This window comes from Microbacterium croceum (assembly GCF_023091245.1).
Classification (GTDB): domain Bacteria; phylum Actinomycetota; class Actinomycetes; order Actinomycetales; family Microbacteriaceae; genus Microbacterium; species Microbacterium croceum.
In genome coordinates this window covers 1,612,835-1,638,270 of the sequence record NZ_JAHWXN010000001.1, presented here as the reverse complement: position 1 = coordinate 1,638,270, position 25,436 = coordinate 1,612,835, and the positions used below count along the sequence as shown (strand labels likewise).

Genomic DNA, 25,436 nt, shown 5'->3' with positions numbered 1-25,436 from the left:
ACATGACTGCGAAGACCCGCGTTTCCACCGACGCCGCCCCCGCTCCCGCCCACACGTTCTCGCAGGGCATCCGCAAGGGGCCGATCGTTCAGGTGTCCGGTCAGGGCCCCGTCGACCCGGCGACCAACGAGTACCTGTACCCCGGCGATGTCGCCGCCCAGACCACCCGCACGCTCGAGAACGTGAAGGCGATCGTCGAGGCCGCAGGTGCCACGTTCGACGACGTCGTGATGCTGCGCGTGTACCTCACGAAGCGCGAGGACTTCCCGATCATGAACGAGGCGTACGGCGCCTTCGTCACCGCTCACACCACGAACGGCGTGCTGCCCGCGCGCACGACCGTCTTCACCGGTCTCCCGCGCGAGGAGATGCTGGTGGAGATCGACGGTCTCGCCGTGGTCGACTGAGGCGGTCGCGACGCGACTTCGGGGAGGCGATGACCGTTGCCTCCCCGTTACCTTGCATCCCGTACCATTGTCAAACAGGAAACGTGTGATTACCGGGGGGTGTGTGCGTGACCGATCTGATCTCAGCGCCGGGCGCTGCAACCGACGAGGTCGGCGACGACAAGACGCCGACCTCCGTTCTGGCGCCCGCTGACGTGCCCACCGACACGGTTCCGCCGATCACCGGCGAGACACCCGTGGAGTGGGCGCCGATCGAGCCGCGCCCCAAGAAGCGCCGCCTCGGCCTGTGGATCAGCCTCGGCCTCGGTGTCGTCGCACTCGGAGCGGGTGCCGCCTCGATGATCCTGATCGCGCCGGGCACCACGGTCGCCGGCATCCCCGTGGGATTCATGACGCCCGGCGCGGCCTCCGAGGCGATCTCCTCGCACCTGGCGCAGACCGAAGTCACCCTGACCGGTGCCGGCGACGGAGCCGTCGTCAGCGGCGCCGATCTGGGCATCAGCATCGCGGCCACCGATCTCGCCGAGCAGGCGTTCGCCGAGCATCCGCTCTGGAACCTCGGCGCATGGATGGGCGACCCCATCCCCGCAGACATCACGCTCGACCCCGCGACCGCCACCAGCGCGCTGCGCGCCGCGGTGCCCTCGAGCTTCGTCGACGCCGTCGACGCCGGAGTGGTGTTCGACAGCGCAGCAGACGACTACGTCGTCACCCCGTCCGCTCCGGGCACGGGAATCGATGTCGACGATCTCACCGATGCGATCACGGCGGCGGTAGCGGGCGGCGCGAAGACTCTGGAGTACTCCGGCGACCCCGCTGAGGCTCTTCCCGCCGTGTCAGACGACGATGCTGCTGCCACGGCGGCCTCCCTCAACACGATGCTCGGAACCGTGGGCTTCTACGTCGGCGAGCAACGCGCGGTCCCCGTCTCCCGCGCCGGGGCAGCCAGCTGGCTGACGGTCATCGATGATGACGGCACTCTGCGCGTCCAGGCTGATGCGCAGCTCATCCAGGCGACGGTCGACAACCTCGCGCCGCGCATCAACCGCGACCCGGTGGACGCGACGAACATCGTCGACTCCTCCGGCACCGTGCTCCGTGAGGAGCAGGCGGGAGTGAACGGTCGGGCTCTGGGCGACACGTCCGGCGTGTCCGAGGAGTTCGCACGGCAGCTCGAAGCGGGAGACGGCGTCTTCGCGCTCGATGTCACCGAGACCCCGTTCAAGACGGTGAGCCTGTTCCGTCGCATCGAGATCAACCTCAGCACCCAGCATGCCTACCTGTTCGAGAACGACAAGGTCGTGCGGTCCTGGGCGGTCTCGACCGGTCTGCCGGGCACCCCGACCCCGACCGGCAACTTCAAGGTCTTCGCGCACACCGCGATGCAGGACATGGGCTGCTACGAAGGCGCCCCGTACTGCACCGAGAACGTGCCGTGGATCACGTGGTTCACCACCAACATCGGCTTCCACGGAACGTACTGGCACAACAACTACGGCAACCGGATGAGCCACGGCTGCGTGAACCTTCCGATCGACCTCGCCAAGTTCGTCTACGACTGGTCGCCCGTCGGCCTCGAGGTCTCGGTCCACAACTGACGCGGCGCACTCGCCGACGCCTCTGCGCGCGCTGTGCGAGCGTAGGCGATTGCGCGAGCGTAGGCGGATGCGGGCGATACCGTCCTACGCCGGTGCCATCGCCTCCCTTCGGGCGACCTCAGGATGCCGGGCGACATGACAGCAGGGGGCGGATGCCGCAGCATCCGCCCCCTGCTGTCTGCTCCGCCGGTCAGCGCAGCGCGTCGACGATGCCGTTCAGCGTCGCGGACGGACGCATGACAGCCTCGACCAGCGCGTCATCCGGACGGTAGTAGCCGCCGATGTCTACCGGCTTGCCCTGCACCGCGTTGAGCTCCGAGACGATCTTCTCCTCGTTCTCGGTGAGGGCGGCGGCGACCGGGGCGAAGGCGGCGGCGAGTTCCGCGTCCTTCGACTGCGCTGCCAGCTCCTGGGCCCAGTACAGGCCCAGGTAGAAGTGGCTGCCGCGGTTGTCGATCGTGCCGAGGGCGCGCCCCGGCGAACGGTCGTGCTCCAGGAAGGTGCCCGTCGCTGCGTCCAGCGTCTGCGCGAGGACACGGGCCTTCTCGTTGCCCGTGCGGTCGGCGAAGTGCTCGAGCGACGCGGCCAGCGCGAAGAACTCGCCGAGCGAATCCCAACGCAGGTAGTTCTCCTGGACCAGCTGCTGCACGTGCTTCGGGGCCGAGCCGCCCGCACCGGTCTCGAACAGTCCGCCACCCGCGAGGAGCGGGACGATCGAGAGCATCTTGGCGCTTGTGCCGACCTCGAGGATCGGGAACAGGTCCGTCAGGTAGTCGCGGAGCACGTTGCCGGTGACCGAGATCGTGTCGAGGCCGTGTCGCATGCGCGCGAGCGTGTAGCGGGTGGCCTCCTCTGGCGCGAGGATCGTGAGGGTCAGGCCCTGCGTGTCGAGCAGCGCCAGCCCCTGGTGCACCTTCGCGATGATCTGCGCGTCGTGCGAACGGTTCGCGTCGAGCCAGAACACGGCGGGGTCGCCGGTGGCACGGGCACGCGTGACGGCGAGCTTCACCCAGTCCATGACCGCGATGTGCTTGGTCTGCGTCGCGCGCCAGATGTCGCCGGCGCCGACCTCGTGCTCGATGAGTGCATTGCCGTCGCTGTCGAGCACCTGCACGACACCCGCCGAGGCGATCTCGAACGTCTTGTCGTGGCTGCCGTACTCCTCGGCCGCCTGCGCCATGAGGCCGACGTTGGGGACGGTGCCGATGGTCGCGGGGTCCAGCGGACCGTTCGCGATCACGTCGTCCAGCACCGCCTGGTAGACACCCGCGTAGGAGGAGTCGGGGATGACCGCGATCGTGTCGTCCTCACCGCCGTCCTTGCCCCAGAGCTTGCCGCCGTTGCGGATGAGCGCGGGCATGGACGCGTCGACGATCACATCGCTCGGCACGTGCAGGTTCGTGATGCCCTTGTCGGAGTTCACATACGACAGGCGCGGACCCTCGGCGAGCGCCTTGTCGAACGCCGCAGCGATCTCCGTGCCGGCGGCGAGGTCGCCGAGGCCGGCCAGGATCGACCCGAGGCCGTCGTTCGGCTTGAGTCCCGCCGCGGCGAGCTGGTCGCCGTACTGCGCGAAGACATCCGCGAAGAACGCCTTCACCACGTGACCGAAGATGATCGGGTCGCTGACCTTCATCATCGTGGCCTTGAGGTGCACCGAGTACAGCACGTCCTCGGACTTCGCCTGCTCCAGGGTCTCGGCGAGGAACGCGTCGAGAGCGGATGCCGACAGGAAGGTCGCGTCGATGATCTCGCGCGGCAGGACCTTGAGTCCCTCCTTGAGCACGGTCACGGTGCCGTCTGTGGCCGTGTGGCGGATCGTCAGCACGTCGTCGTGGGCGGCGACCCAGGACTTCTCGTTCGACTTGAAGTCGTCGTGTCCGAGCGTCGCGACCCGGGTCTTCGATCCTTCGGCGAACGGCTTGTTGCGGTGCGGGTGCTTCTTCGCGTAGTTCTTCACGGCGAGCGGTGCACGACGGTCGCTGTTCCCCTCGCGCAGCACCGGGTTCACGGCGGAGCCCTTGATGCGGTCGTAGCGCGCACGGATGTCCTTCTCCTCCAGCGACGAGGGGTCGTCGGGGAAGGACGGGATGTCGTAGCCCTGCTGCTGGAGCTCGGCGATGGCGCCCTTCAGCTGGGGGATGGATGCCGAGATGTTGGGCAGCTTGATGATGTTCGCCTCGGGGAGCGTGGCGAGACCGCCCAGCTCGGCGAGGGCGTCTCCGACCTGCTGCTCCGGCGTGAGCTTCTGCGGGAAGGCTGCGAGGATGCGGCCGGCCAGCGAGATGTCACGGGTCTCGAACTCGATGCCCGCCTGGCCGCTATAAGCCTGGATGATCGGCAGGAACGAGGCGGTGGCGAGGGCTGGCGCCTCGTCTGTGTGGGTGTAGATGATGGCGTCGTCGGTCACCGGGAGGTTCTCCGCTCTTGAGGTCGATTTGTCTCGATACCAAGATACCTGAGCGGCTCTCGCCCTGCGTTCCGAGCGGCCGCGCGAGCGTCCTGGCGCGGGCACACGGCGAGTCGGAACAGGAATGTTCGCAACGAAGCGTGTGCGCTCGCGTGCAAGGGGTTAGCCTGGGGTCATGTCCGAACTGCGCATGGTCGAACTTTCCGCTGCGACGATCGTCGCCGTGAACAACCTGTCGCTCAAGCCCGGACAGGAGCAGTTCCTCGCTCCGGTGTCCTACGGGATCGCGGCCACCGTCATCAATCCGCAGACCTCCTGGCAGCGCGTCGTGCTCGACGGCGACAAGGTCGTGGGATTCGTCAGCGCGAACTTCGACGAAGAGGCGCCGGAGGAGCACTTCCGCTCCGTGCTCTGGCGTATCAACGTCGATGCAGAGGGGCAGGGCCGCGGCGTCGGCCGCTTCGCCGTCGAGAGCCTCCTGGAGGAGGCGCGCAAGCGCGGCATGGATCATGTCAACGTCATCTACGAGGCGGGGGACGACGGCCCTGAGGCCTTCTTCCTGCGCGTCGGCTTCACGCCGGTCGGCGAGACCGAGTACTCCGAAGTGATCGCGCAGATCCGAGTCGCTTCCTAGACCGGCGGCGGGGTCTCGAATCCCCTCCCCCATCGAGGCTCCGTCGCCCTCTTCGCGCGGCTCTCACGGGAGCGCTCCCATCCTGGACGGGGGCGATTTGTTGCGCGACACCACAAAAGGCTTGCGCCGATCCGCCGCGGGTGTCTATCATCGCTGAAGAGGCGCAGGCGAAGCGCTTCGATGATTCAGCGAAACGACGATGGAGTCACGATGACGACGATCCACGAGGTGGCCGCAGCCGCCGGCGTGTCGATCAGCACCGTCTCCTACGCGCTCAGCGGCAAACGCCCCGTCTCCGAGAAGACCCGACGCCGCATCGAGGACGCCGCGCTGAGACTGGGCTACCAGCCCGACGCCGGGGCGCGGATGCTCGCCGGCCGACGAACCAACATCTTCGCCCTCACCGAGCCGCTGCGCGCCGACACCCACGCACCGACCCACATGGCCTTCGTGCTCGCCACGGCCGTGGCTGCGCGACGACGCGGCTACGACATCCTGCTCCTGACCGACGAGCAGACCTCCGAGGGCATGAACAGGGTCGCCGCGAGCAATCTGGTCGACGCGATCCTGGTGCTCGACGTGGCTCCCGATGATGAGCGCGTCGCGATCGCCCGCACGGTGCGCACCCCCACGATCTTCATCGGCCTTCCCGACGACCAGCGCGATCTCACCTGCGTCGACCTCGACTTCGAAGCGGCAGGGCACCTGGCCGTCGACCGCCTGGCCGACGCGGGATACGATCGCGTGCTGCTGCTCGGACAGACCGAGGTCTCGTACCGCAAGTCGAACTTCCCGCGCCGCCTGCTCCGCGGCGTGCAAGAGCGCAGCACCTCCCGTGACATCGACCTCTCCTGGACGGCGACCGGATCCGTCATCACCGACACCGCAGCCGTCCGCGCGTCGGCGGAGGCAGCGCTCGATGACGGGGTCCGCGCCTTCATCGTGCACGCCGTGAACGATGTGCACGAGATCCTCCTCGACGTCCTCGCCGAACGCGGGCTCCACGTCGGCGCCGACGTCGCGATCGTCTCGGCCGCCGCGTCCTTCGACACCGCGTCGCTTCCCGTCGCCGTCGACACGATCCCTCTCGTCCCGCAGGACTCCTGCGAGCTCGCCGTCGAGATCGCCGTTCAGCGACTCGAGGATCCGCGGCTCCCCGCGCGCATCCACCTCATCCCGCCCACCTACCGCGCCGCCGGCTCCGTCCCGCCTCCGCGGGAGTGACCACCCACGCGTACCGCGCTTTTCCGTATCGCCACAGTCGAAGCGCTTCGATGAATGCGATCACCACAATTGAACATCCCGACCCAGTGAAGTGTCCGGCCCCCTGGGGCCACCGAGAAAGGAGTGCCGACGATGGCACGGAACATCCGCAGGACGAAGACCTTGGCCATGCTGGCCGCTCTCACCGCGACAGGCGTGGCGCTGAGCGGCTGCACCGCTGCTGGCGACGGAGACGACGGCGGCGGCGACACCCTCAAACTCTGGCACTACGAGGGTGCGGACAGCGCGATGGGCAAGGCCTGGGCAGAAGCCATCAAGATCTTCGAAGAAGAGACCGGAGCCACGGTCGAGTTCGAGGAGAAGTCCTTCGAGCAGATCCAGAAGACCGCCAGCCAGGTGCTCGACACCGACGCGGCGCCCGACCTGATGGAGTTCAACAAGGGCAACGCCACGGCCGGCTTCCTGGCCTCCACCGGGCTCATCAGCGACATCTCCGACGCGGTCGACGAGTACGGCTGGGACGACAAGCTCGCGCCCTCGCTGCAGACGACCGCGAAGTACACCGAAGACGGGGTCATGGGCGGCGACACCTGGTTCGGCATCCCGAACTACGGCGAGTTCGTCGGCGTCTACTACAACAAGGATGCGTTCGCCGCGGCCGGGCTGGAGATCCCGACCACGTATGACGAGTTCGTCGACGTGCTCGACGCCTTCGTCGCGCAGGGCATCACCCCTCTCGCCGAGGCCGGTGCCGAGTACCCGCTCGGACAGCTCTGGTACCAGCTCGCACTGCTCGAAGGCGATCGCGGCTTCGTCGACGACTACCAGCTCTACAAGAACCCGGTCGACTGGCAGGGCCCGGAGATCACCTCCGCGACCGAGACCCTGAAGGAGTACGTCGACAAGGGCTACATCGCCTCCGACGTGTCGTCGGTCAAGGCCGAGGACGCCGGCGTCTCGTTCATCAACGGCACCTCGCCGATCTTCGTCTCGGGCTCCTGGTGGTTCGGTCGCTTCGTCTCCGAGGCGACCGGCTTCGACTGGACGATGACCGCCTTCCCCGGCGCTGATCTCTCGCTCGGCTCCTCGGGCAACCTCTGGGTCGTTCCCGAGAACGCCGCGAACAAGGATCTCGCCTACCAGTTCATCGACATCACGATGCGCCCGGAGATCCAGGCGATCATCGGCAACAACGGCGGGCTTCCCGTCGCCGCGGACTCGGCCGACATCACGGATGAGAAGAGCGCGGAACTCATCGCGACGTTCAACGGCGTCCTCGACGCCGACGGCCTCTCGTTCTACCCCGACTGGCCCGCCCCCGGCTTCTACGACGTGATCGTGCAGGAGCTGCAGGGACTGGTCACCGGTGTGCAGGACGTGAAGACCACCAACGCCAACCTCGGCGAACAGTACGACGAAGGCACCGCGGAATTCCGCTGATCCATATCCGCGGGGGCGGCCCTGACGGCGCCGCCCCCGCATCCTCCTGGAGTTGAACATGTCTCTCGCCACCCGTGAGCGCCGTACGGCGCTCCCCCCGGAAGAACCGTCGATCCCGCAGCGCAGCGGAGGGACAGGCGGCTACTGGCTCTACCTGCTCCCCGGCTTCGTGCTGCTGCTGGTCATCGTCATCGTGCCGCTCCTCTGGAACGTGTACCTCACCTTCACGAAGTGGAAGGGCGTGCGCACCCCCGAGTTCATCGGCCTCGGGAACTGGCAGAAGATCCTGACCGACAGCGACTTCTGGACATCGTTCACGAACTCCGTATGGATGATCCTCGCGATGGTGGTCGTGCCGACGATCGTCGGGCTGATCGTCGCCGCGCTCCTGTTCGACGTCGTCGGACGCAAGTTCGGCGGCAAGGTCGGCGCCTTCCTGCGGGCGACCTACTACCTCCCGCAGATCCTGCCGATCGCCGTCGCCGGCATCGTGATCGGCTGGATCGTACGCCCGGGCGGCGATGGCGCCCTCAACCAGATCCTCGGCGCGTTCGGCGTCCCGGCCTTTGACTGGCTGGGGCAGATGCCGTCGGCCCTGATCGTGCTGATGCTCGTCATGGTCTGGGTGCAGCTGGGCTATCCGGTCGTCGTGTTCATGGCGGCGCTCCAGCGCGTCGACCCCGAGCTCTACGAGGCGGCCGAGCTCGACGGCGCCAACTGGCTGCAGCGCTTCACCGCCATCACGATGAGCATCATCCGTCCGGAGATCTTCGTGGTCACCCTGACCTGCACGATCGCGGCGCTCAAGGTCTTCGGACCGGTCTACATCATCACCCGCGGCGGACCCGCCGGCGCAACCCTGGTGCCCGCCTACTACGCCTACCAGGAGTTCTTCACCAAGCGGAACGTCGGCTACGGCGCCACCATCGCCACCGTGCTCACGATCGTCGTGGTCATCGTGTCGATCATCTTCATCCGCGTGCAGAACTCCCTCGAACGCAAGGAAAGGGCGGGCCTGTGATGCACGCCACGACTGCCATCGTGACCGGAAAGCCGGGCAAGAGCCGCCCCCGTGGGGGCATGACCAAGAAACGCCCGGTGGACTGGCTGCTCCTGGCGCTCGTCATCGTGGGCGCCCTGCTGGTGATCGCGCCGTTCTACCTCGTGCTGGTGAACTCGTTCAAGTCGCCCGTCGACTACGCGACCTCCGGGCCGCTCGCCTTCCCCGAGACGCTCGACTTCGGCGGCATCACCAAGTTCTGGGAGCGCGTCAACTTCCCCGAGAAGGTCTGGAACTCGATCTTCATCTCCGGCATCGTCGCGGTGCTCGCCGTCGTGATCTCGATGCTCAACGCCTTCGCGATCGGCATCGGTCGTGTCCGCGGCCGCTCGTGGATCGTGCTGCTCTTCCTGCTCGCGAACCTGCTCCCGCAGGAAGCGCTGCTCTACCCGCTGTACTACATGTTCAAATCCGTCGGGCTCTACGACAACGTGTGGGCGGTGATCATCGTGTTCACGGTGATCCAGGCGGCCTTCGGCACATACCTGCTCTCCTCGGTCTACGGCACCTTCCCCAAGGAGATCCTCGAAGCGGCATCGCTCGACGGGGCGACGCGCTGGCAGATCCTGTGGCGCGTGGTCTTCCCGATCAGTCGTCCGACCCTGTCGGTGCTGCTCATCTTCTTCTTCATCTGGACGTGGAACGAGTTCCTGATCCCGCTGACCTTCCTCGCCTCGAACGCCAACCAGACGGTTCCGGTCGCGATCAGCGTGCTGCAGGGCGACCGGCTCATGGACGTCACCACGACGAGCGCCTCGGCACTGCTGGGCATCATTCCCACGCTCATCTTCTTCCTCATCTTCCAGCGCACGCTGACGCGTGGCATCACGGCAGGAGCAGTCAAGTAATGAAGTTCACCGACGGGTTCTGGCAGCTGCGCCCCGGCGTCACGGCGCTGTACGCGCAAGAGGCCTACGACATCGCCGAGACCGCAGACACCCCCGACGGCCCGGGCATCGTCATCACCGCCCCCACCATGGCGATCGGCAAGCGCGGAGACGTGCTCAACCGGCCGGTGCTGACGACCACGCTGTCGTCGCCCGCCGAGGGCGTCATCCGTGTACGCATCGCGCATCACACCGGTGGGCGCTGGCACGGCGGGTTCACGCTTCCCGGCGCCCGTGCCGGTGCGGCAGGCGTCTCCGTCTCGGCAGCCGGCGGAGTGCTCGATGCCGGAAGCCTCGTGGCCAAGGTCTCCCCCGGCGCTCCGTGGGACCTCTCCTACGAGGTCGACGGGCGACGGGTCACCGGCAGCGGCAGCAAGGCCCAGGGCTACGTGCAGCTGACCGCGGATGCGCAGGTCGACCCCGGCATCGTCAGCAATGCCCGACAGGGCGGGGGAACGCCCGTGGCCACCACCTTCGTGCACGAGCAGCTCGACCTGGGCGTCGGCGAGCTGATCTACGGACTCGGCGAGCGCTTCGGCCCCCTCGTCAAGAACGGACAGTCGGTGGAGGTATGGAACGCCGACGGCGGTACCTCCTCCGAGCAGGCGTACAAGAACGTGCCTTTCCACCTGTCCAACCGCGGTTACGGCGTGCTGGTCAATGACCCGGGGCATGTCTCCTACGAGATCGGTTCCGAGGCGGTCGAGCGCGTGCAGTTCTCGGTGTCGGGCGAACAGCTGGAGTACTTCGTGATCGCGGGCCCCACGCCCAAGGACGTGCTCGGGCGCTACACCGCGCTCACCGGTCGACCGCCGATCGTGCCCGCCTGGTCCTACGGCCTGTGGCTGTCGACGAGCTTCACCACCGACTACGACGAGCAGACCGTGAACTCCTTCATCGACGAGATGGCGGCACGTGAGCTGCCGGTGTCGGTGTTCCACTTCGACTGCTTCTGGATGCGCGAGTTCAACTGGTGCGACTTCGAGTGGGATCCGCGGGTCTTCCCCGATCCCGACGGGATGCTGTCGCGCCTGCATGAGAAGGACCTGCGCGTCTGCGTCTGGATCAACCCGTACATCGCACAGCGCTCCCCGCTGTTCCGGGAGGCCGCGGATCAAGGCTTCCTGGTGCGGCGCGCCGACGGCTCGGTGTGGCAGTGGGACCTGTGGCAGGCCGGCATGGGCCTGGTCGACTTCACGAACCCCGACGCGACCGCGTGGTACCAGGGGCACCTGCGGCGCCTGGTCGCCCAGGGCGTCGACTGCTTCAAGACCGACTTCGGCGAGCGCATCCCCACCGATGTCGTCTGGACGGATGGCGCGGACCCCGAGCGCATGCACAACCGCTATACCGACCTCTACAACCGCGCGGTGTTCGAGGTGCTCACGGATGCGCGGGGTGAAGGCGACGCCGTGCTGTTCGCGCGGTCGGCGACGGCCGGAGGACAGAGCATGCCGGTGCACTGGGGCGGCGACTCCACCTCGACCTACACGTCGATGGCGGAGACCCTGCGCGGCGGGCTCTCGCTCGCCCTGAGCGGCTTCGCGTTCTGGAGCCACGACATCGGCGGCTTCGAGGGGACCCCTGATGCCGGCGTCTTCAAGCGCTGGACCGCGTTCGGTCTGCTCGGCTCGCATTCCCGGTTCCACGGCTCGAGCTCCTACCGGGTGCCGTGGGCGTTCGACGATGAGGCCGTGGAGGTCACCCGCCGCTTCACGCACCTGAAGATGCGGCTGATGCCGTACCTGTACCAGCACGGGCTGGATGCCGCACGCACGGGTGTGCCGTTGATGCGGCCGATGGCGCTCGAGTTCCCCGACGACCCTGCCGCCGGCTATCTGGATCGGCAGTACATGCTGGGCTCGAGCCTGCTCGTCGCTCCGGTGTTCTCGGCCGACGGCGAGGTCGAGTTCTACCTGCCGGCCGGGGAGTGGACGACGCTGTTGACCGGCGAGCGCGTGACCGGCGGCACGTGGCGACGGGAGAGGCACGGCTTCGACTCCCTGCCGCTGTACGTGCGCCCCGGCACCGTGCTGCCCTGGGGTTCCCGTGTGGACGGCCCGGAGTACGACTACCATGACGGACTGCAGCTGCGTGTCTTCGCGGGCGGCACCGGCACCGCCTCGGTGACCGTGACCGATCCCTCTGGCCGCGCCGAGACCTACACCGTCGACCTCGAGGAGATCACCGAATGACCACGCCGCTCACACCGCGCGACGACTACCGCGGATCCGGACTCGTGTTCCCCGAGGGCTTCACGTTCGGTTCCGCGACCGCCTCGTACCAGATCGAGGGCGCCGCGGCCGAGGACGGCCGTACGCCCTCGATCTGGGACACGTTCAGCAGGACCCCGGGCAAGGTCTGGAACGGCGACACGGGCGACGTGGCGTGCGACCACTACCACCGCGTCGACGAGGACCTCGACCTGATGGCGGACCTCGGTCTGCAGGCGTACCGCTTCTCGATCGCGTGGCCGCGCATCGTCCCCACCGCCGCAGGCGACGTCAACCAGGCGGGGATCGACTTCTACTCGCGCCTGGTCGACGGACTGCTCGCACGCGGCATCCGCCCTGTGGCGACGCTGTATCACTGGGACCTCCCCCAGTACCTGGAGGATGCCGGCGGCTGGACGGCTCGTGCCACCACCGACGCCTTCGAGCGCTACGCCGAGATCATGGGCACCGCGCTGGGCGATCGCGTGCATACCTGGACCACGCTCAACGAGCCCTGGTGCTCCGCCTACCTCGGCTACGGTCAGGGCGGTCACGCCCCCGGGCGGCACGAGCCGGCAGCCGCGCTCTCCGCCGTGCACCATCTGAACCTCGCCCACGGGCGCGCGGTGCAGGCGCTGCGGGCGACCTCGACCGGCGACCCCGACTACTCGGTGACCTTGAACTTCCACGTGCTCCGAGGGCAGGGGGAGGGCTCGTCCGAGGCCGTTCGCCGCATCGACGCTCTTGCCAACCGCGCGTTCACCGGTCCGATGCTGCGCGGGGAATACCCGGCCGATCTCCTTGCTGATACTGCGGAGGTCACCGACTGGAGCTTCGTGGCAGACGGCGATCTCGCCACGATCAACCAGCCGATCGACGTGCTGGGCGTGAACTACTACTCCACCGCGACCGTGCGGCTGTGGGACGGCGTCTCTGAGCAGCAGCAGAACGACGGGCACAAGGGCACCACCGGCGGCACCGCCTGGCCGGGCAGCGACCGGATCGTGGAGTTCGTCGAACAGCCGGGGCCGTACACGGCGATGGGTTGGAACATCGCGCCGGAGGGCCTGGAGGAGCTGTTGGTGTCACTGTCGGAGCAGTTCCCCGCGCAGCCGCTCATGGTCACCGAGAACGGCGCCGCGTTCGATGACGAGGTCGCCGACGACGGCTCCGTGCCCGACCCCCTGCGCACGGACTACCTGCGGCGTCACTTCACGGCCGCGCACCGTGCACTCGAGCGCGGCGTCGACCTGCGCGGCTACTTCGTGTGGTCGCTGCTGGACAACTTCGAGTGGGGCTACGGCTACGCCAAGCGCTTCGGCATCGTGCGCGTCGACTTCGACTCGCTCGAGCGCACGATCAAGGACTCGGGTCACTGGTACCGGGAGCTGGTGCGCACCCGGACAGTGGGCGCATAGCGCAGCTCAGGTGTCGTCGCGCGGGGGGCGCGGGGGCTTGCGTCCCCGCGCCGTCCACGCGGTGAAGGCTGTCGCTGCGGCTTCGGCGGCCCGGTCGATGGCCTCGGCGGAACGGCTGATCGCGTCCTGCGCCGCGTCGTGCCATGCGGGCGCTGCGGGCCGCTCCCCCGCCGCGACGCGGGCGGCGTGCTCGGCGATCTCGAACGCCCGCGCGAGCTGCGCCACACCGTCGCGGTAAGCCGCGAACTCCGCCGGCGTCGGCCGATCGCCCGCCTCGCGACGCAGATCGGTCGCACGCCCTGCCGCGCGCAGGTACGCGGCCGTCGTGGGCTGCTTCACATCGGTCATGGCGGGGTAGGCGATCTGGCGCGACGGGTCGGTCTCGTACTGCATCCACTGCACCACGATCGCGTCGTGCTCGGATCGCAGCCGGTCGAGCGGTCGAGGGGCGGACGCCGCCGGGATGGCCGCCCGCGCCGCCTGCAGTCGCGCCTGGCGGGCTCTGATGTCTGCTGCTGCCGCCTTCACATCGCGCTCGGCGTCGCGCAGCATCCGCTTGGCGCTGGCGACCTGCTCCGGCGTCGCCCGGCGGGCCGCGCGCTCGGCGGACACCTGCGCCACGTCGGCCCTGGCGACCTTGACGGCGGCCTTCTTCTCGACGATCGCCGTCTGCGCGATCTTCAGATCATGACGAGCTGCGTCGACCGCGAGACGTCGGCCGCTTGAGCGGGAGCGGTGACGGACGCCGATCACCCCCGCCGTGACCCCGCCGGCCGCGACCGGCGCGATCCACCACCACTCGGCGACGAGCATCAACGGGTCCATGCTTCGATGCTACCCAGTGCCCCCCGGTCGCAGACTGCCCCGAAGGGCCCCGCGCAGGTTCTGCGGCCTCATGCAGGTTCTGCGGCCTCATGCAGGTTCTGCGGCCTCATGCAGGTTCTGCGGCCTCATGCAGGTTCTGCGGCCTCTGGCCGCAGAACCTGCATCCCTCCGTCATTCCGGCCGCCGCGAGCTCGGCCCCACCGGCGCCCAGTGGCTCTGCACATCGGCATCCCGCGCACACCTGTGCACAGACACCGCGCAGACCGTCATCGGAGCGAGCCGCAGGACTCGATCCTGTCGGGATGGACCTGAAGACCTGGATGACGACTCGAGGCGGCATCGCGCACCGTGAGGATGCGCGCGAGCATGGGTATCCGCCGTCCCGGATCAGAGCGGCGATACGCGAGAGTGAGGTGGAGCGCATCCGTGCGAAATGGATCGTCACAGCGGCTGCGCCACAGGATCTCCGCGCGGCCGCCGCCGCATCCGCCAGGGTCACGTGCGTCTCGCTCGCCCGGCGAAGGGAATGGTGGATTCCCGAGGATGCGCCCGCCGGAACCCATCTGCACGTCGGGACGAACGCGCATCGCCACGCCGGCGACGCGGTGCTGCACTGGTCCGAGCCTCTGGTCGATGCCGGGCCCAGAGCCCTGGTGGCATCCATCGAGGATGCGCTGGCTCACGTCGCGCGATGCTTCGTTTTCGAGGACGCGATGACGATCTGGGAATCGGCGATGAGGCGGGAGTCCCTCGACGTCGCATCACTGCGGGCGGTGCGCTGGCGCGATCGCGCGTCACGCGAACTCGCCCATGCCGTCCGCGGAAGGTCGGATTCGGGCCTGGAGACCGTCTTCGTCGTACGTCTGAGCGGCTGGGGCATCCCGATCCGCCAGCAGGTGCGCCTCGCCGGACATGATGTGGATGTCGTGCTCGGGAGCCACCTGGTGATCCAGCTCGACGGCTTCGCCCATCACTCTCGCTCTGCCGACCGCGGCCGGGATGTCGCGCACGACGCCGAACTCCGGTTGCGCGGATACACCGTGATCCGATTCACCTACGCGCAGATCCTGCACGACTGGGCAGGCGTCGAGCGCACGGTCGCTGCGGCCATCGCACGCGGGCTGCACCTCCCTCCGGCGACGCGCACGCGGTGACCGGCGTCGACACTTCTGCGGCCGGATGCACGTTCGGCGGCCACATCCGCACGATGTGGCCGCCGAACTTCACAAAGGCCGCGGAACCTGCGCGGCGAACCTAGACCAGGGTCTCCTGCCAGGCCGCGTGCAGCTGCGCGAACTTGCCGGTGCCGCCGATCAGCGCGGCGGGGGTGTCGTCCTCGATGATCTCGCCGTGCTCCATCACCAGCACCCGGTCGGCGATCGCGACCGTCGACAGACGGTGCGCGATGATGATCGCGGTGCGGTCCTTCAGCAGCGTCTGCAGGGCATCCTGGATCAGCCGCTCGGACGGGATGTCGAGCGAGGCCGTGGCCTCGTCGAGGATCAGCACCGCCGGGTCGGCGAGGAATGCCCTGGCGAAGGAGATCAACTGACGCTGACCCGCCGACACCCGGCCACCGCGCTTGTTCACGTCGGTGCCGTAGCCGTCGGGCAGCGACGAGATGAACTCGTCGGCGCCGACCGCGCGGGCCGCCGCCCTGATCTCATCCAGCGTCGCATCGGGCTTGCCGAGCGCGATGTTGTCGGCCACCGTGCCGCTGAACAGATAGGCCTCCTGCGTCACCATGACGATGGCGCGGCGTAGATCCTTCGGGTGCAGCGAACGCAGGTCGATGCCGTCGAGCGTCACACGCCCCTGCGAGGGGTCGTAGAAGCGGGAGATGAGCTTGGCCAGAGTGGACTTGCCCGCACCCGTCGTGCCCACCAGCGCGATCGTCTGTCCCGCCGGGATGTCGAGCGAGAAGTTCGGGAGGATCGTCTTCTCGCCGTTGTAGCCGAAGGTCACCTCATCGAACTCGATGTGTCCGCGCGACTCCCACAGGTCGACCGGCTTCTCGGGGTCCGGAACCGTCGGCACCTCCTCGAGCACGCCCGACACCTTCTCCAGCGCCGCCGTGGCGGACTGGTAGGAGTTCAGGAACATCGCGATCTCCTGCATGGGAGCGAAGAAGTTGCGCACGTACAGCACGGCCGACAGCAGCACACCGACCGTGAGCGCCCCCTCGGAGACGCGGATGCCGCCCCACAGCACGACGATGCCGAGCACGAGTGCGGCCACTCCCATGAGTCCGGGCTCGAACGTGCCGAACAGGAGCATCGAGCGACGGTTGACGTCGCGGTAGTCTCCCGCGACCTCCTGGAACGCCACGTCGTTGCGCGGCTCCTTGCGGAAGGCCTTCACCGCGCGGATACCGGTCATGGTCTCCACGAACTGCACGATCACCTTGGCGCTGATCACACGGGACTCGCGGTACACGAGCTGCGAGCGCGAGTAGAACCAACGCATGAGGTAGAACAGCGGCACCCCGCCGATCGCGAGGATCAGGCCGGACTGCCAGTCCCAGAAGCACAGTGCGATGAAGGTGAAGAGTCCGAAGAGCACGCCGGAGACGAGTTCGTTCAGACCGCCGTCGAGGAGCTCCTTGATCGAGTCCAGGTCGCTGGTCTGCCGCGAGATGATGCGGCCGGACGTGTACGACTCGTGGAACTCCAGGCTCAGGCGCTGGGTGTGCAGGAAGATCCGCTTGCGCAGATCGAGCAGCACCGCCTGGGTGAGCTTGGCGGCGATGATGACGTACCAGGCGATCAACACGGCGGCCAGAGCGCCGGCCAGCAGGTAGATGCCGCCGATCATGAACGTCGGCATCCAGTCGGCCCGGTCGATCGCCGCAGGCAGCGCACGGTCGAGGCCGATGCTGATGAGGATCGGACCGGCGACCTGCAGTGCGGTCGAGACGACGAGCACGGCGGCGGCGAGGACGATCCGCAGCTTCAGCGGGCCGACCAGGGATCCGAGCAGCCGGAGCGACCGACGACGGATCGCCGCGCTCTCCTCGCGGGTGTACCGCGAGCGGTCCTCGTCCTGGGTTCCTGTGATGGCGGAGCTCATCGCTGCACCTCCTTCTCGTCGTCGATCTCGACCTGTTCATCGCGGATCACCGGGATCGCCCCGGTGCGTGCGGCTTCCTCGGCCTCCAGGCTGGAGATGACGTGCCGGTAGTGGCGACTCGTCTTCAGCAGCTCGGAGTGGGTGCCGACCGCGGTGACGCGTCCTGCCTCGAGCAGGGCCACGCGGTCGGCGAGCGCGACGGTCGACGGCCGGTGCGCCACGATCAGGGCCGTGGTCTCGGCGAGCACGTGGCGCAGCGCCTCCTCCACGAGCGCCTCGGTGTCGACGTCGAGCGCCGACAGCGGGTCGTCCAGCACCAGGACCTTCGGGTTCGCCGCCACCGCGCGGGCGAGGGCGAGTCGCTGACGCTGACCACCCGAGAGGCTGAGTCCCTCCTCACCGATCACGGTCTCCACACCGTCGGGCAGCGAGTCCACGAATCCGGCCTGCGCGACCTGCAGCGCTTCACGCAGCACCCGCTCGCCCTCTTCGCTGTGCACGTCGAGCTCCGCGCGTCCGAGCAGCACGTTCTCTCGGACGGTCGCCGAGAACAGCGTGGCGTCCTCGAAGGCCATGGCGATGTGCTGTCGGAGCTCCGACAGCGGGAGGTCGCGCACGTCGACGCCGTCGAGCGTGACCCTGCCGCCGGTCACGTCGTACAGACGCGTGGGGAGGGTCGTGAGCGTCGTCTTGCCGCTGCCGGTGAGTCCCACCAGCGCCATGGTCTCGCCGGGGCGCAGCACCAGGTCGATGCCGTCGAGCAGATCGCGCTCGTGCGCACCGGCGTCCTGGTAGCGGAAGTGCGCGTTCTCGAAAGCGAGCTCTCCGCGCGGGCTGGGGATGTGCACGGGGTTCTCCGGGTCGGTGATGGTGTTGGTCTCGGAGAAGATGTCGAACACACGGTCGGTGGCCGTGCGGGCGTCGAGCATGAATGAGAACAGGAAGCCGATCGACTCGATGGGCCAGCGCAGCACCACGGCCATCGCGAAGAACGCGAACAGCTGGGCCTCGCCGATCTGCCCCTGCGAGATCAGCCAGATGCCCGACATCAGGCTGAGACCGAACGCGATCTGCGGCATGAGGTCGAGCCAGAACCAGATCGACGCGATCGCGCGGGCCTTGCTCATCTCCGTCTCGCGCAGGGTCTCCGCCTGGCGGCTGAAGCGGCTGAGCGCGTGCGTACCGCGCCCGAACGCCTTCAGCACGCGGATGCCGTGCACGCTCTCCTCCACGCTGGTGGCGAGGTCACCGGCCTGGTCCTGGCTGCGCCGGGTGAGCGCGCCGTAGCGCTTCTCGAACAGGTAACCCCGGATCCACAGCGGGATCGCCGTGACGAGGAAGATCGTGCCGAGCAGCCAGTGCCAGCGGAACAGCAGCACAGAGCCGATGATGATCGTGAGGATGTTGACCACGAGCAGCACGAGCCCGAACGCGAGCCAGCGGCGGATCAGACCGATGTCCTGCATCATGCGGCTGAGCAGCTGGCCGGAGCCCCAGCGGTCGTGGAACGACACCGGCAGGGTCTGCAGACGCGAGTAGAGCTCGGTGCGCATTTTGTACTCGACCTCGGTGGCCGGGTTCAGCACGAACTGGCGTCGCAGCCAGACCATGAGCGCCTCGCCGAGAGCGAGCGCGAAGACCGCGAGAGCTCCCCAGACGATCGCGCTGATCTCGCCGTCGCGGACGGGTCCGCTGATGATCTGCTCGAGCACGATCGGGATCATGAGGGCGATGACGGCCGCGATGAGGGCGCTGGCGGCACCACCGGCGAGCCGCCAGATGACGGGCTTGACGAAGGGTTTCAACCGCCACAGCGCAGCGGGAGTGGACAGGGAAGACGCGGTGGTCTGCGAAGAAGGCGAGGAAGACATGTCTCTCAGAGAGTTTGGAGCGAAGAGCGGTTCAGGAAGGAGCGGCGGATGCGAGAGCGGACTCTGGAAGCCCGGCATCCGAGACGACTGGCCCTGTTCGGGCGCGATGCGGCTCTAACGGAGCGGACGCACCGGGGTCGAGCCGAGAGCTGCGATCTGCGTGACGAAGATCGTGGTCATGGTGTCCTCCTCAGGGGCTCGGCGATGTCGTCCGGTCGGCGCGACAGCCCACCAGCCTATTGCTGTGAACCAGCTGAGCGCAAGAGTCATTCCCGCGTCGAAGCGACTCCTCGGTTCAGCGCCCGATCGACTCGCGCGCCAGCAGGCTCTCCTTGACGTCGATGCCCCAGGCGAAGCCACCGAGCGTGCCGTCCGTGCGCAGCACCCGGTGGCAGGGGACGAACAGTGCCGGTGCATTGCGGGCGCAGATGGATGCCGCCGCGCGCACCGCCCGCGGGTTGTCCAGCCGTGCCGCGAAGTCCGTGTAGGTCAGCGGCTCCCCCGGCGCGATGGCGCGGAGCTGCGACCAGCCGGTGAGCTGCAGCACCGTGCCGGACTGCTTCACGGCCACGGCATCGATCGCGGAGAGGTCGCCGGCGTAGTAGGCCAGTGCGGCGTGAGCGGCATCCGTCTCGCCTTCGCGGACCTGCGCGGGCCTGGCGGCGGCGGACAGGCGACCGAGGATGGCCTCGACCTCGGTGGTCCACCCGGACGAGAGCACACGCTGGCGGTCGTCGGCGAGGATCGTGAAGGCACCGTCGGGGGTGTCGATGGTCTGGATGATCGCGGTCATGATGTCTCCTTGGAGGTCGTGTCTTCGACGCGGATCGACGGGCGGGCGGATGCGGTCCGCCGGGCCGCCGGTTGCCGTACGGGGGCCGCGCGCCAGAGGTGCGCGCTGAGGTAGCTGCGCCAGGGAGCCGTGCGCTCGGCCCACGCCGTGAGCGGGCGCGGCTCGCCGGGAAGCCCCGAGGCCGCGGCACCGGAACGCAGCGCCACGTCGCCGGGGAGCAGCACGTCGGGGTCGCCGAGCACGCGCATGCGCACGTAGTCGGCCGTCCACGGCCCGATTCCCGGCATCGCGAGCAGTGCCGCGCGCTGCGTGGGGCCGTCGTCTCCCACGGTGAGTGCGAGCGACCCGTCGGCGAGCGCGGCGGCGGCGCCGGTGATGGCGCGGATGCGGGCGGCAGGGCCGCGCAGCACCTCGGCGCCGTGCTCGGCGATCGCCGTCATGGTGGGGAACAGCAGTCCGTTCTCGGTGCGCTCTCCCAGCGCCTCGGTGAGCGCCGTGAGCGCGGTGCGTGCGGCGACCACCGTGATCTGCTGCCCGATCATCGCGCGGATGAGCATCTCGTGCGGGTCGGCCGAACCGGGCACCCGGATGCCCGGGGTGCGGGCCACCAGCGGCGCCAGCTCGGCGTGCGCGGAGAGCGCCTCGTCGATCGCGAGCGGATCGGCGTCGAGGTCGAAGATCCGCCGCACGGTCGAGACGAGGGGCGCGAGATCACCCAGACGAGCGACACGAGCGCGCAGCCGCAGTCGCCCCGACTCATCCTGACGCACCTCGAACCACGCTGGACCTCCGTCCATGCGCAGGTGTCGGGAGAACGAGCTCTCTCCCGCCTCCTCCACCCCCGCGACCGCGCGCGCCGCCATCCAGGCGAAGATCCCGCTCGCGTCGAGCGGGCCGCGGTAGGGCAGCACGAGGTCGATGGCGCCAGGTGCGGCGGACGCCGGCAGGCGCCGTCGCGAGCGCAGCTCCCCAGGGGTGAGGCCGAACACCTCGCGGATCGTGTCATTGCACTGGCGGATGCTGGAGAAGCCCGCCGAGAAGGCGACGTCGGAGACGGGCATGTCGGTGCCGACCAGCAGCATCCGCGCGGTGTGCGCCCGATGTGCACGCGCGAGCGCCAGCGGCCCGGCGCCGAGCTCGGTCGTGAGGAGCCGGGTGAGGTGCCTGCTCGAGTATCCGAGACGCGCGGCCAGGCCGGGCACCCCCTCGCGCTCCACGACCCCGGAGGCGATCAGGCGCATGGCGCGCGCCGCCGTATCGCCGCGGACATCCCATGCCGGAGACCCGGGCGCCGCCTCGGGAAGGCAGCGCTTGCACGCGCGGTAGCCCGCTTCGTGGGCGGCCGCGCTGGTCGGATAGAACGTCACGTTCTGCGGCTTCGGGGTGCGGGCGGGGCAGCTCGGACGGCAGTAGATGCCGGTCGAGCTCACGGCCGTCACGAACTGCCCGTCGAAGCGGGTGTCGCGCGCGCTGATGGCACGGTACCGCTCGTCGAAGTCGGTCAGGGGAAGGCTCATGCCCCCACTCTGTCACGCACCCCCGACACGCACTGGCGGAAATCGGACACGACGGTGGGGGTGCTCCGGCCCGATGTCTCAGCCGCGCAGATAGACCGTCGCCGTCTCCGTGAAGAACTCCCTGGCCGCCGCCCCCTGCTCCTTCGGGCCGAGCGCGCTCGCCCCGCTGCCGCCGAACGGCACGTGCAGATCGGCCCCGGCCGAGGCGGAGTTGATGTGCACGACACCGACCCTGATGTCCTCGATCGCGCTGAGCGCCTCGGCCAGGCCGGTGGTGAACACCGCGGTGGAGAGCCCGTACTCACTGTCGTTCACCAGTGCGATGCCCGCCTCCGTGCTGGCGACCCTGCGCACACCGACGACGGGGCCGAAGAGCTCCTCGGTCCACAGCTCGCCGGGGGCGTCCTCGTGCAACTCGAACACGGACGGCGGGACGAAGTAGCCCTCGGCCAGGGCGCCGGACGAGTACGGCTCCGGCCCGACGACCGGTGTCGCCGTGGTCCTGGCCCGCACCAGGGCAGCGGCGACGCGGTCGCGAGCGGCGACGTCGACGACGGGTCCGACCTCGACGCCCTCGTCCTGCGCATCGCCCACGACCATCCGCTCGGTGCGGATCGCGAGGCGGCGGAGGAACTCATCGGCCACGGCCTCGTGCACGATCACGCGCGACGTCGCCGTGCACTTCTGCCCTGCCGCGCGGAACGCGCCGATCGCCACCTGCTCCACCGCGACATCGAGGTCGGCATCCGCGAGCACCAGCGCGGCGTTCTTGCCGCCCATCTCGCCCTGGAACGGGATGCCGCGCGCGGCCAGCTGCGCGGCGATGAGCCGTCCGACCTTCGTGGAGCCGGTGAAGGTCACGGCGTCCGCATCGGGATGGGCCACGATCGCCTCGCCGACAGCTGCGGTGCCGTTGACCAGGTTCAGCACCCCGCGCGGCAGCCCCGCCTGCTCGAGCGCCTCGGCGAAGCGCATCGCGAGCACGGGGACGAACGTGGCCGGCTTCCAGACCACCGTGTTGCCCCACACCAGGGCCGGCGCGAGCTTCCACGCCGGGATCGAGATCGGGAAGTTGAAGGGGGTGATCGCCCCGATCACGCCGACGGCGCGGCGGATCACGAGGATCCGCTCCCCCGGGCTCGGCGACTCGAAGACGCCGCCGCTCTGCCGCTCGACCTCCTGCGCATGGAAGCGGAGGATGTTCGCGGAGTGACCGGTCTCGGCGATCGCCTCGGCGACCGTCTTCCCTTCTTCGCGGGCCAGCTCGCGCCCCCAGTCGTCCCGGTGCGCGTCGATGATGTCGGCCGCACGCAGCAGGATCGCCGCCCGCGCCCGAGCAGGCGTCCGCCGCCAGCCCTCGAACGCTGCCCTGGCGGCGCAGTAGGCCCGGTCGACGTCGGTCTCGGAGGCCCCCGGTCCTTCCGCGACGATGTCGCTCGGACGGCTCGGGTTCACATCGACGAGAGCCTCGCCGGTCCCCTCGATCCAGGCGCCGTCGATGAAGTGGCGCAGGGCGATGACGGTCATGATGCTCCCTCGTTGGTGGTGGTGCGGAACGCCGGGATGCCGGTGATGTGCGCGCCGAGCACGAGCGTGTGGATCTCGTCCGTCCCCTCGTAGGTGCGCACGGATTCCAGGTTCGCGGCATGGCGCAGCGGCGAATACTCGCCCGAGACGCCGTTGCCGCCGAGGATCGTCCTCGCCTCTCTGGCGATCGCGATCGCGGCTCGCGTGTTGCTGAGCTTCGCGACCGAGATCTGGTGCGGGGCGAGAGAGCCGGCATCCTTGAGACGACCGAGTCGCAGCGCGAGCAGTTGCGCCTTCTCGATCTCGACGGCCATGTCGACGAGCTTCTGCTGCGTGAGCTGGAACGAGGCGATGGGCTGGTTGAACTGCATGCGGGTGAGCGAGTACGACAACGCCGTGGCATAGCTGTCGCGGGCGGCGCCGATGACGCCCCATCCGATGCCGTAGCGGGCTTCGTTCAGGCAGGAGAACGGGGCACGTAGTCCCCGCGCCTCGGGAAGCTGCGCCTCGGCGGGTAGCCGCACATCGGTGAGCGTGATGTCGCACTGGATCGATGCGCGCATCGACAGCTTCGGGGCGATGGGCCTCGCGACGAACCCCTCGGAGTCCGTGGGGACGATGAATCCCCGGATGCCATCGTCGGTCTGCGCCCAGATGATCGCGATCTGGGCGATCGAGGCGAGGCCGATCCAGCGCTTGGCCCCGTTGATCACCCATCCGTCGCCGTCGCGGCGCGCGAAGGTCGTCATGCTCGACGGATCCGATCCGGAGTTCGGCTCGGTGAGCCCGAAGCAGCCGATGACCTCGCCCCGTGCCATCCGCGGGAGCCACTCCTGCTTCTGCTCCTCGCTGCCGTGCTTGTGGATGGCGCTCATCGCCAGCGACCCCTGCACCGACACGAAGGTGCGCAGCCCGGAGTCACCCGCCTCGAGCTCCATCGCCGCCAGGCCGTATTCCACGGCACTGCGACCGGCGCAGCCGTAGCCGCTCAGATGCATGCCGAGCACTCCGAGCTCGGCGAGCTCCGGCACGAGCTCGGTGGGGAAGATCGCCTCGTCGTACCAGCCGGCGATGTGCGGGCGCACGCGCGCCTCGACGAACGCCCGTACGCGATCGCGCGTCGCGCGCTCCTCGGCGGAGAGCATCTCGTCGAAGTCGAGAAGGTCGGGAACGGTGGTCATGCGGCTGCCTCCTCGGCGGCGATGGAGCGGATGGATGCGACGAGGATCTCGAGCCCCGCCTCGAGCACGGCGTCGTCGATGACCAGCGGGGGAAGCAGGCGGATGACGTTGCCGAAGGTGCCGCAGGTCAGCGTGATGACGCCGGCCGCGTGGCACGCCGCCGAGATGCGCTGGGCGAGGTCGGGGCGCGGAGCGAGCGTTCCGGGGTCGGCGAACTCGATCGCCATCATCGCCCCGCGACCCCGGACCTCTGCGACCTGGTCGAGCTCGATCAGGAGCGGTTCGAGGTGGCGGCGGATGCGCTGTTCGATGCCGGCGACGCGTGGGAGCAGGTCCGGTTCCTCGAGCACCTCGAACACGGCCAGTGCGGCCGCGCAGGCCAGCGGGTTGCCCGCGTAGGTACCGCCGAGGCCGCCCGTGTGTACGGCATCCATGATGTCGGCGCGGCCGGTGACGGCGCTCAGGGGCAGCCCGCCGCCGAGCGCCTTCGCGGTCAGCGTGATGTCGCCGGCGATCGCGTCGTGCTCGCTCGCGAACAGACGTCCCGTGCGTCCGAGGCCGGTCTGGATCTCGTCGATGACCAGGATGATGCCGTAGGCGTCTGCGAGGCGACGGAGACCTGCGAGGAAGCCCTCGGCGGGGACGATGAACCCGCCCTCGCCCTGGATCGGTTCGACGACGAGGGCCGCGAAGTGCTCGGCGCCGTGCGCGAGGATAAGGCGCTCGATCTCGGCGAGGGCCTCGTCTGCTCCGGCGCCGCGGAGGGGATTCGCGTTGGGCCCGCGCACGACGTCGCCGGGGAACGGGCCGAACGAGGTCTTGTACGGGTGCTCCTTCGCCGTCATGGCCATGGTCAGCAGCGACCGGCCGTGGTACGCCTCGTCGATCACCAGGATCCCCGGTCGACCGGAGTGGGCGCGAGCGATCTTCACCGCGTTCTCGACGGCCTCCGCCCCGGTGCTGAACAGGCCGGTCTTCTTCTCGAAATCGCCGGGCACATGATCGTTGAGCCATTCGGCGACGCGGACGAAGCCCTCGTACTCGGTCACCATGAAGCAGGTGTGGGTGAAGCGGTCGAGCTGTGCCGTGACGTTTCGCCGCACGCGGGGGTTGGCCGCGCCGACGCTGGTGACGGCGATGCCGGATGCGAGGTCGATGAGCGTATTGCCGTCGACGTCTTCGAGGGTCGAGTCGCCGGCGCCGGCGATGAACACGGGCAGGGTGACGCCGAATCCGGAGGCGACGGCGGCACCGCGCTGCGCGTGGAGCGCACGCGATCGCGGCCCGGGGATCTCGGTGAGCAGGTGGGGAACGGAGGTCATGAGGTCGACGCTAGGGTGAAGCGCATTCGTCCATGGGCAC

Annotated in this window: 20 protein-coding genes; 10 read left to right on the top strand and 10 right to left on the bottom strand. The window is 68.8% G+C overall.

What is annotated here, in order from left to right:
- Window positions 1-2 precede the first annotated feature (2 nt).
- Entirely contained in the window at window positions 3-407 is a 405-nt protein-coding gene (locus tag KZC51_RS07745; protein ID WP_247629421.1) for a RidA family protein, read from the top strand.
- A gap of 107 nt (window positions 408-514) precedes the next feature.
- Window positions 515-2,005, top strand: a complete 1,491-nt coding sequence (locus tag KZC51_RS07740) for a L,D-transpeptidase family protein (RefSeq protein WP_247629420.1) — start codon at window positions 515-517, stop codon at window positions 2,003-2,005.
- 190 nt (window positions 2,006-2,195) lie between these two features.
- Here the strand turns inward: KZC51_RS07740 and KZC51_RS07735 are convergent, their stop codons facing one another.
- Window positions 2,196-4,415: an NADP-dependent isocitrate dehydrogenase gene (locus tag KZC51_RS07735; protein ID WP_247629419.1), complete on the bottom strand. Its 2,220-nt coding sequence runs from the start codon at window positions 4,413-4,415 to the stop codon at window positions 2,196-2,198.
- 175 nt (window positions 4,416-4,590) lie between these two features.
- Between KZC51_RS07735 and KZC51_RS07730 the strand changes: the two genes are divergently transcribed.
- From KZC51_RS07730 to KZC51_RS07700, 7 genes are all read left to right on the top strand, one after another.
- Window positions 4,591-5,049 carry a GNAT family N-acetyltransferase gene (locus KZC51_RS07730; protein WP_247629418.1) on the top strand — a complete coding sequence of 153 codons (459 nt, stop codon included), beginning with the start codon at window positions 4,591-4,593 and terminating at the stop codon, window positions 5,047-5,049.
- A gap of 210 nt (window positions 5,050-5,259) precedes the next feature.
- Window positions 5,260-6,273 (top strand): LacI family DNA-binding transcriptional regulator, encoded by a 1,014-nt coding sequence (locus KZC51_RS07725; protein WP_247629417.1) that lies wholly within the window; start codon window positions 5,260-5,262, stop codon window positions 6,271-6,273.
- Between the two features lie 132 nt (window positions 6,274-6,405).
- Entirely contained in the window at window positions 6,406-7,713 is a 1,308-nt protein-coding gene (locus KZC51_RS07720; RefSeq protein WP_247629416.1) for an ABC transporter substrate-binding protein, read from the top strand.
- Between the two features lie 58 nt (window positions 7,714-7,771).
- A complete protein-coding gene (locus tag KZC51_RS07715) occupies window positions 7,772-8,734 on the top strand; it encodes a carbohydrate ABC transporter permease (RefSeq protein ID WP_247629415.1) in 963 nt (320 codons plus the stop codon).
- Window positions 8,734-9,621, top strand: a complete 888-nt coding sequence (locus KZC51_RS07710; protein WP_247629414.1) for a carbohydrate ABC transporter permease — start codon at window positions 8,734-8,736, stop codon at window positions 9,619-9,621. Before KZC51_RS07715 ends, KZC51_RS07710 begins: the two co-directional genes overlap by 1 nt.
- Window positions 9,621-11,855 (top strand): alpha-xylosidase, encoded by a 2,235-nt coding sequence (gene yicI, locus KZC51_RS07705; protein WP_247629413.1) that lies wholly within the window; start codon window positions 9,621-9,623, stop codon window positions 11,853-11,855. The genes KZC51_RS07710 and yicI overlap by 1 nt, the downstream gene beginning before the upstream one ends.
- The gene (locus tag KZC51_RS07700; RefSeq protein ID WP_247629412.1) at window positions 11,852-13,291 is read left to right on the top strand and encodes a GH1 family beta-glucosidase; all 1,440 of its coding nucleotides are present in this window, start codon (window positions 11,852-11,854) and stop codon (window positions 13,289-13,291) included. The genes yicI and KZC51_RS07700 overlap by 4 nt, the downstream gene beginning before the upstream one ends.
- A 6-nt stretch (window positions 13,292-13,297) precedes the next feature.
- Here KZC51_RS07700 and KZC51_RS07695 read toward each other — a convergent pair whose 3' ends face one another.
- Window positions 13,298-14,116, bottom strand: coding sequence for a hypothetical protein (locus tag KZC51_RS07695; protein WP_247629411.1), 819 nt, complete (start codon window positions 14,114-14,116; stop codon window positions 13,298-13,300).
- A gap of 302 nt (window positions 14,117-14,418) precedes the next feature.
- On the opposite strand from KZC51_RS07695, the gene KZC51_RS07690 reads away from it, so the two are divergent.
- Window positions 14,419-15,270 carry an endonuclease domain-containing protein gene (locus KZC51_RS07690; RefSeq protein ID WP_247629410.1) on the top strand — a complete coding sequence of 284 codons (852 nt, stop codon included), beginning with the start codon at window positions 14,419-14,421 and terminating at the stop codon, window positions 15,268-15,270.
- A 100-nt stretch (window positions 15,271-15,370) separates the two neighbouring features.
- Here KZC51_RS07690 and KZC51_RS07685 read toward each other — a convergent pair whose 3' ends face one another.
- The 8 genes from KZC51_RS07685 to KZC51_RS07650 all read right to left on the bottom strand — a co-directional run bounded on the left by KZC51_RS07685 (window position 15,371) and on the right by KZC51_RS07650 (window position 25,396).
- Complete coding sequence (locus tag KZC51_RS07685) at window positions 15,371-17,185, bottom strand: ABC transporter ATP-binding protein (protein WP_247629409.1); 1,815 nt, start codon at window positions 17,183-17,185, stop codon at window positions 15,371-15,373.
- Window positions 17,182-19,056: an ABC transporter ATP-binding protein gene (locus KZC51_RS07680; RefSeq protein WP_247629408.1), complete on the bottom strand. Its 1,875-nt coding sequence runs from the start codon at window positions 19,054-19,056 to the stop codon at window positions 17,182-17,184. Before KZC51_RS07680 ends, KZC51_RS07685 begins: the two co-directional genes overlap by 4 nt.
- Window positions 19,057-19,170: 114 nt before the next feature.
- Window positions 19,171-19,326 (bottom strand): hypothetical protein, encoded by a 156-nt coding sequence (locus tag KZC51_RS07675; protein ID WP_247629407.1) that lies wholly within the window; start codon window positions 19,324-19,326, stop codon window positions 19,171-19,173.
- 25 nt (window positions 19,327-19,351) lie between these two features.
- The gene (locus KZC51_RS07670; protein WP_247629406.1) at window positions 19,352-19,849 is read right to left on the bottom strand and encodes a methylated-DNA--[protein]-cysteine S-methyltransferase; all 498 of its coding nucleotides are present in this window, start codon (window positions 19,847-19,849) and stop codon (window positions 19,352-19,354) included.
- Window positions 19,846-21,366 carry a DNA-3-methyladenine glycosylase 2 family protein gene (locus KZC51_RS07665; protein WP_247629405.1) on the bottom strand — a complete coding sequence of 507 codons (1,521 nt, stop codon included), beginning with the start codon at window positions 21,364-21,366 and terminating at the stop codon, window positions 19,846-19,848. Before KZC51_RS07665 ends, KZC51_RS07670 begins: the two co-directional genes overlap by 4 nt.
- 78 nt (window positions 21,367-21,444) lie before the next feature.
- Complete coding sequence (locus tag KZC51_RS07660) at window positions 21,445-22,893, bottom strand: aldehyde dehydrogenase family protein (protein WP_247629404.1); 1,449 nt, start codon at window positions 22,891-22,893, stop codon at window positions 21,445-21,447.
- Window positions 22,890-24,074 carry an acyl-CoA dehydrogenase family protein gene (locus KZC51_RS07655; RefSeq protein WP_247629403.1) on the bottom strand — a complete coding sequence of 395 codons (1,185 nt, stop codon included), beginning with the start codon at window positions 24,072-24,074 and terminating at the stop codon, window positions 22,890-22,892. The genes KZC51_RS07660 and KZC51_RS07655 overlap by 4 nt, the downstream gene beginning before the upstream one ends.
- On the bottom strand, window positions 24,071-25,396 hold the full coding sequence (locus KZC51_RS07650; protein WP_247629402.1) for an aminotransferase class III-fold pyridoxal phosphate-dependent enzyme: 1,326 nt from the start codon (window positions 25,394-25,396) through the stop codon (window positions 24,071-24,073). The genes KZC51_RS07655 and KZC51_RS07650 overlap by 4 nt, the downstream gene beginning before the upstream one ends.
- Between the last annotated feature and the right edge of the window lie 40 nt (window positions 25,397-25,436).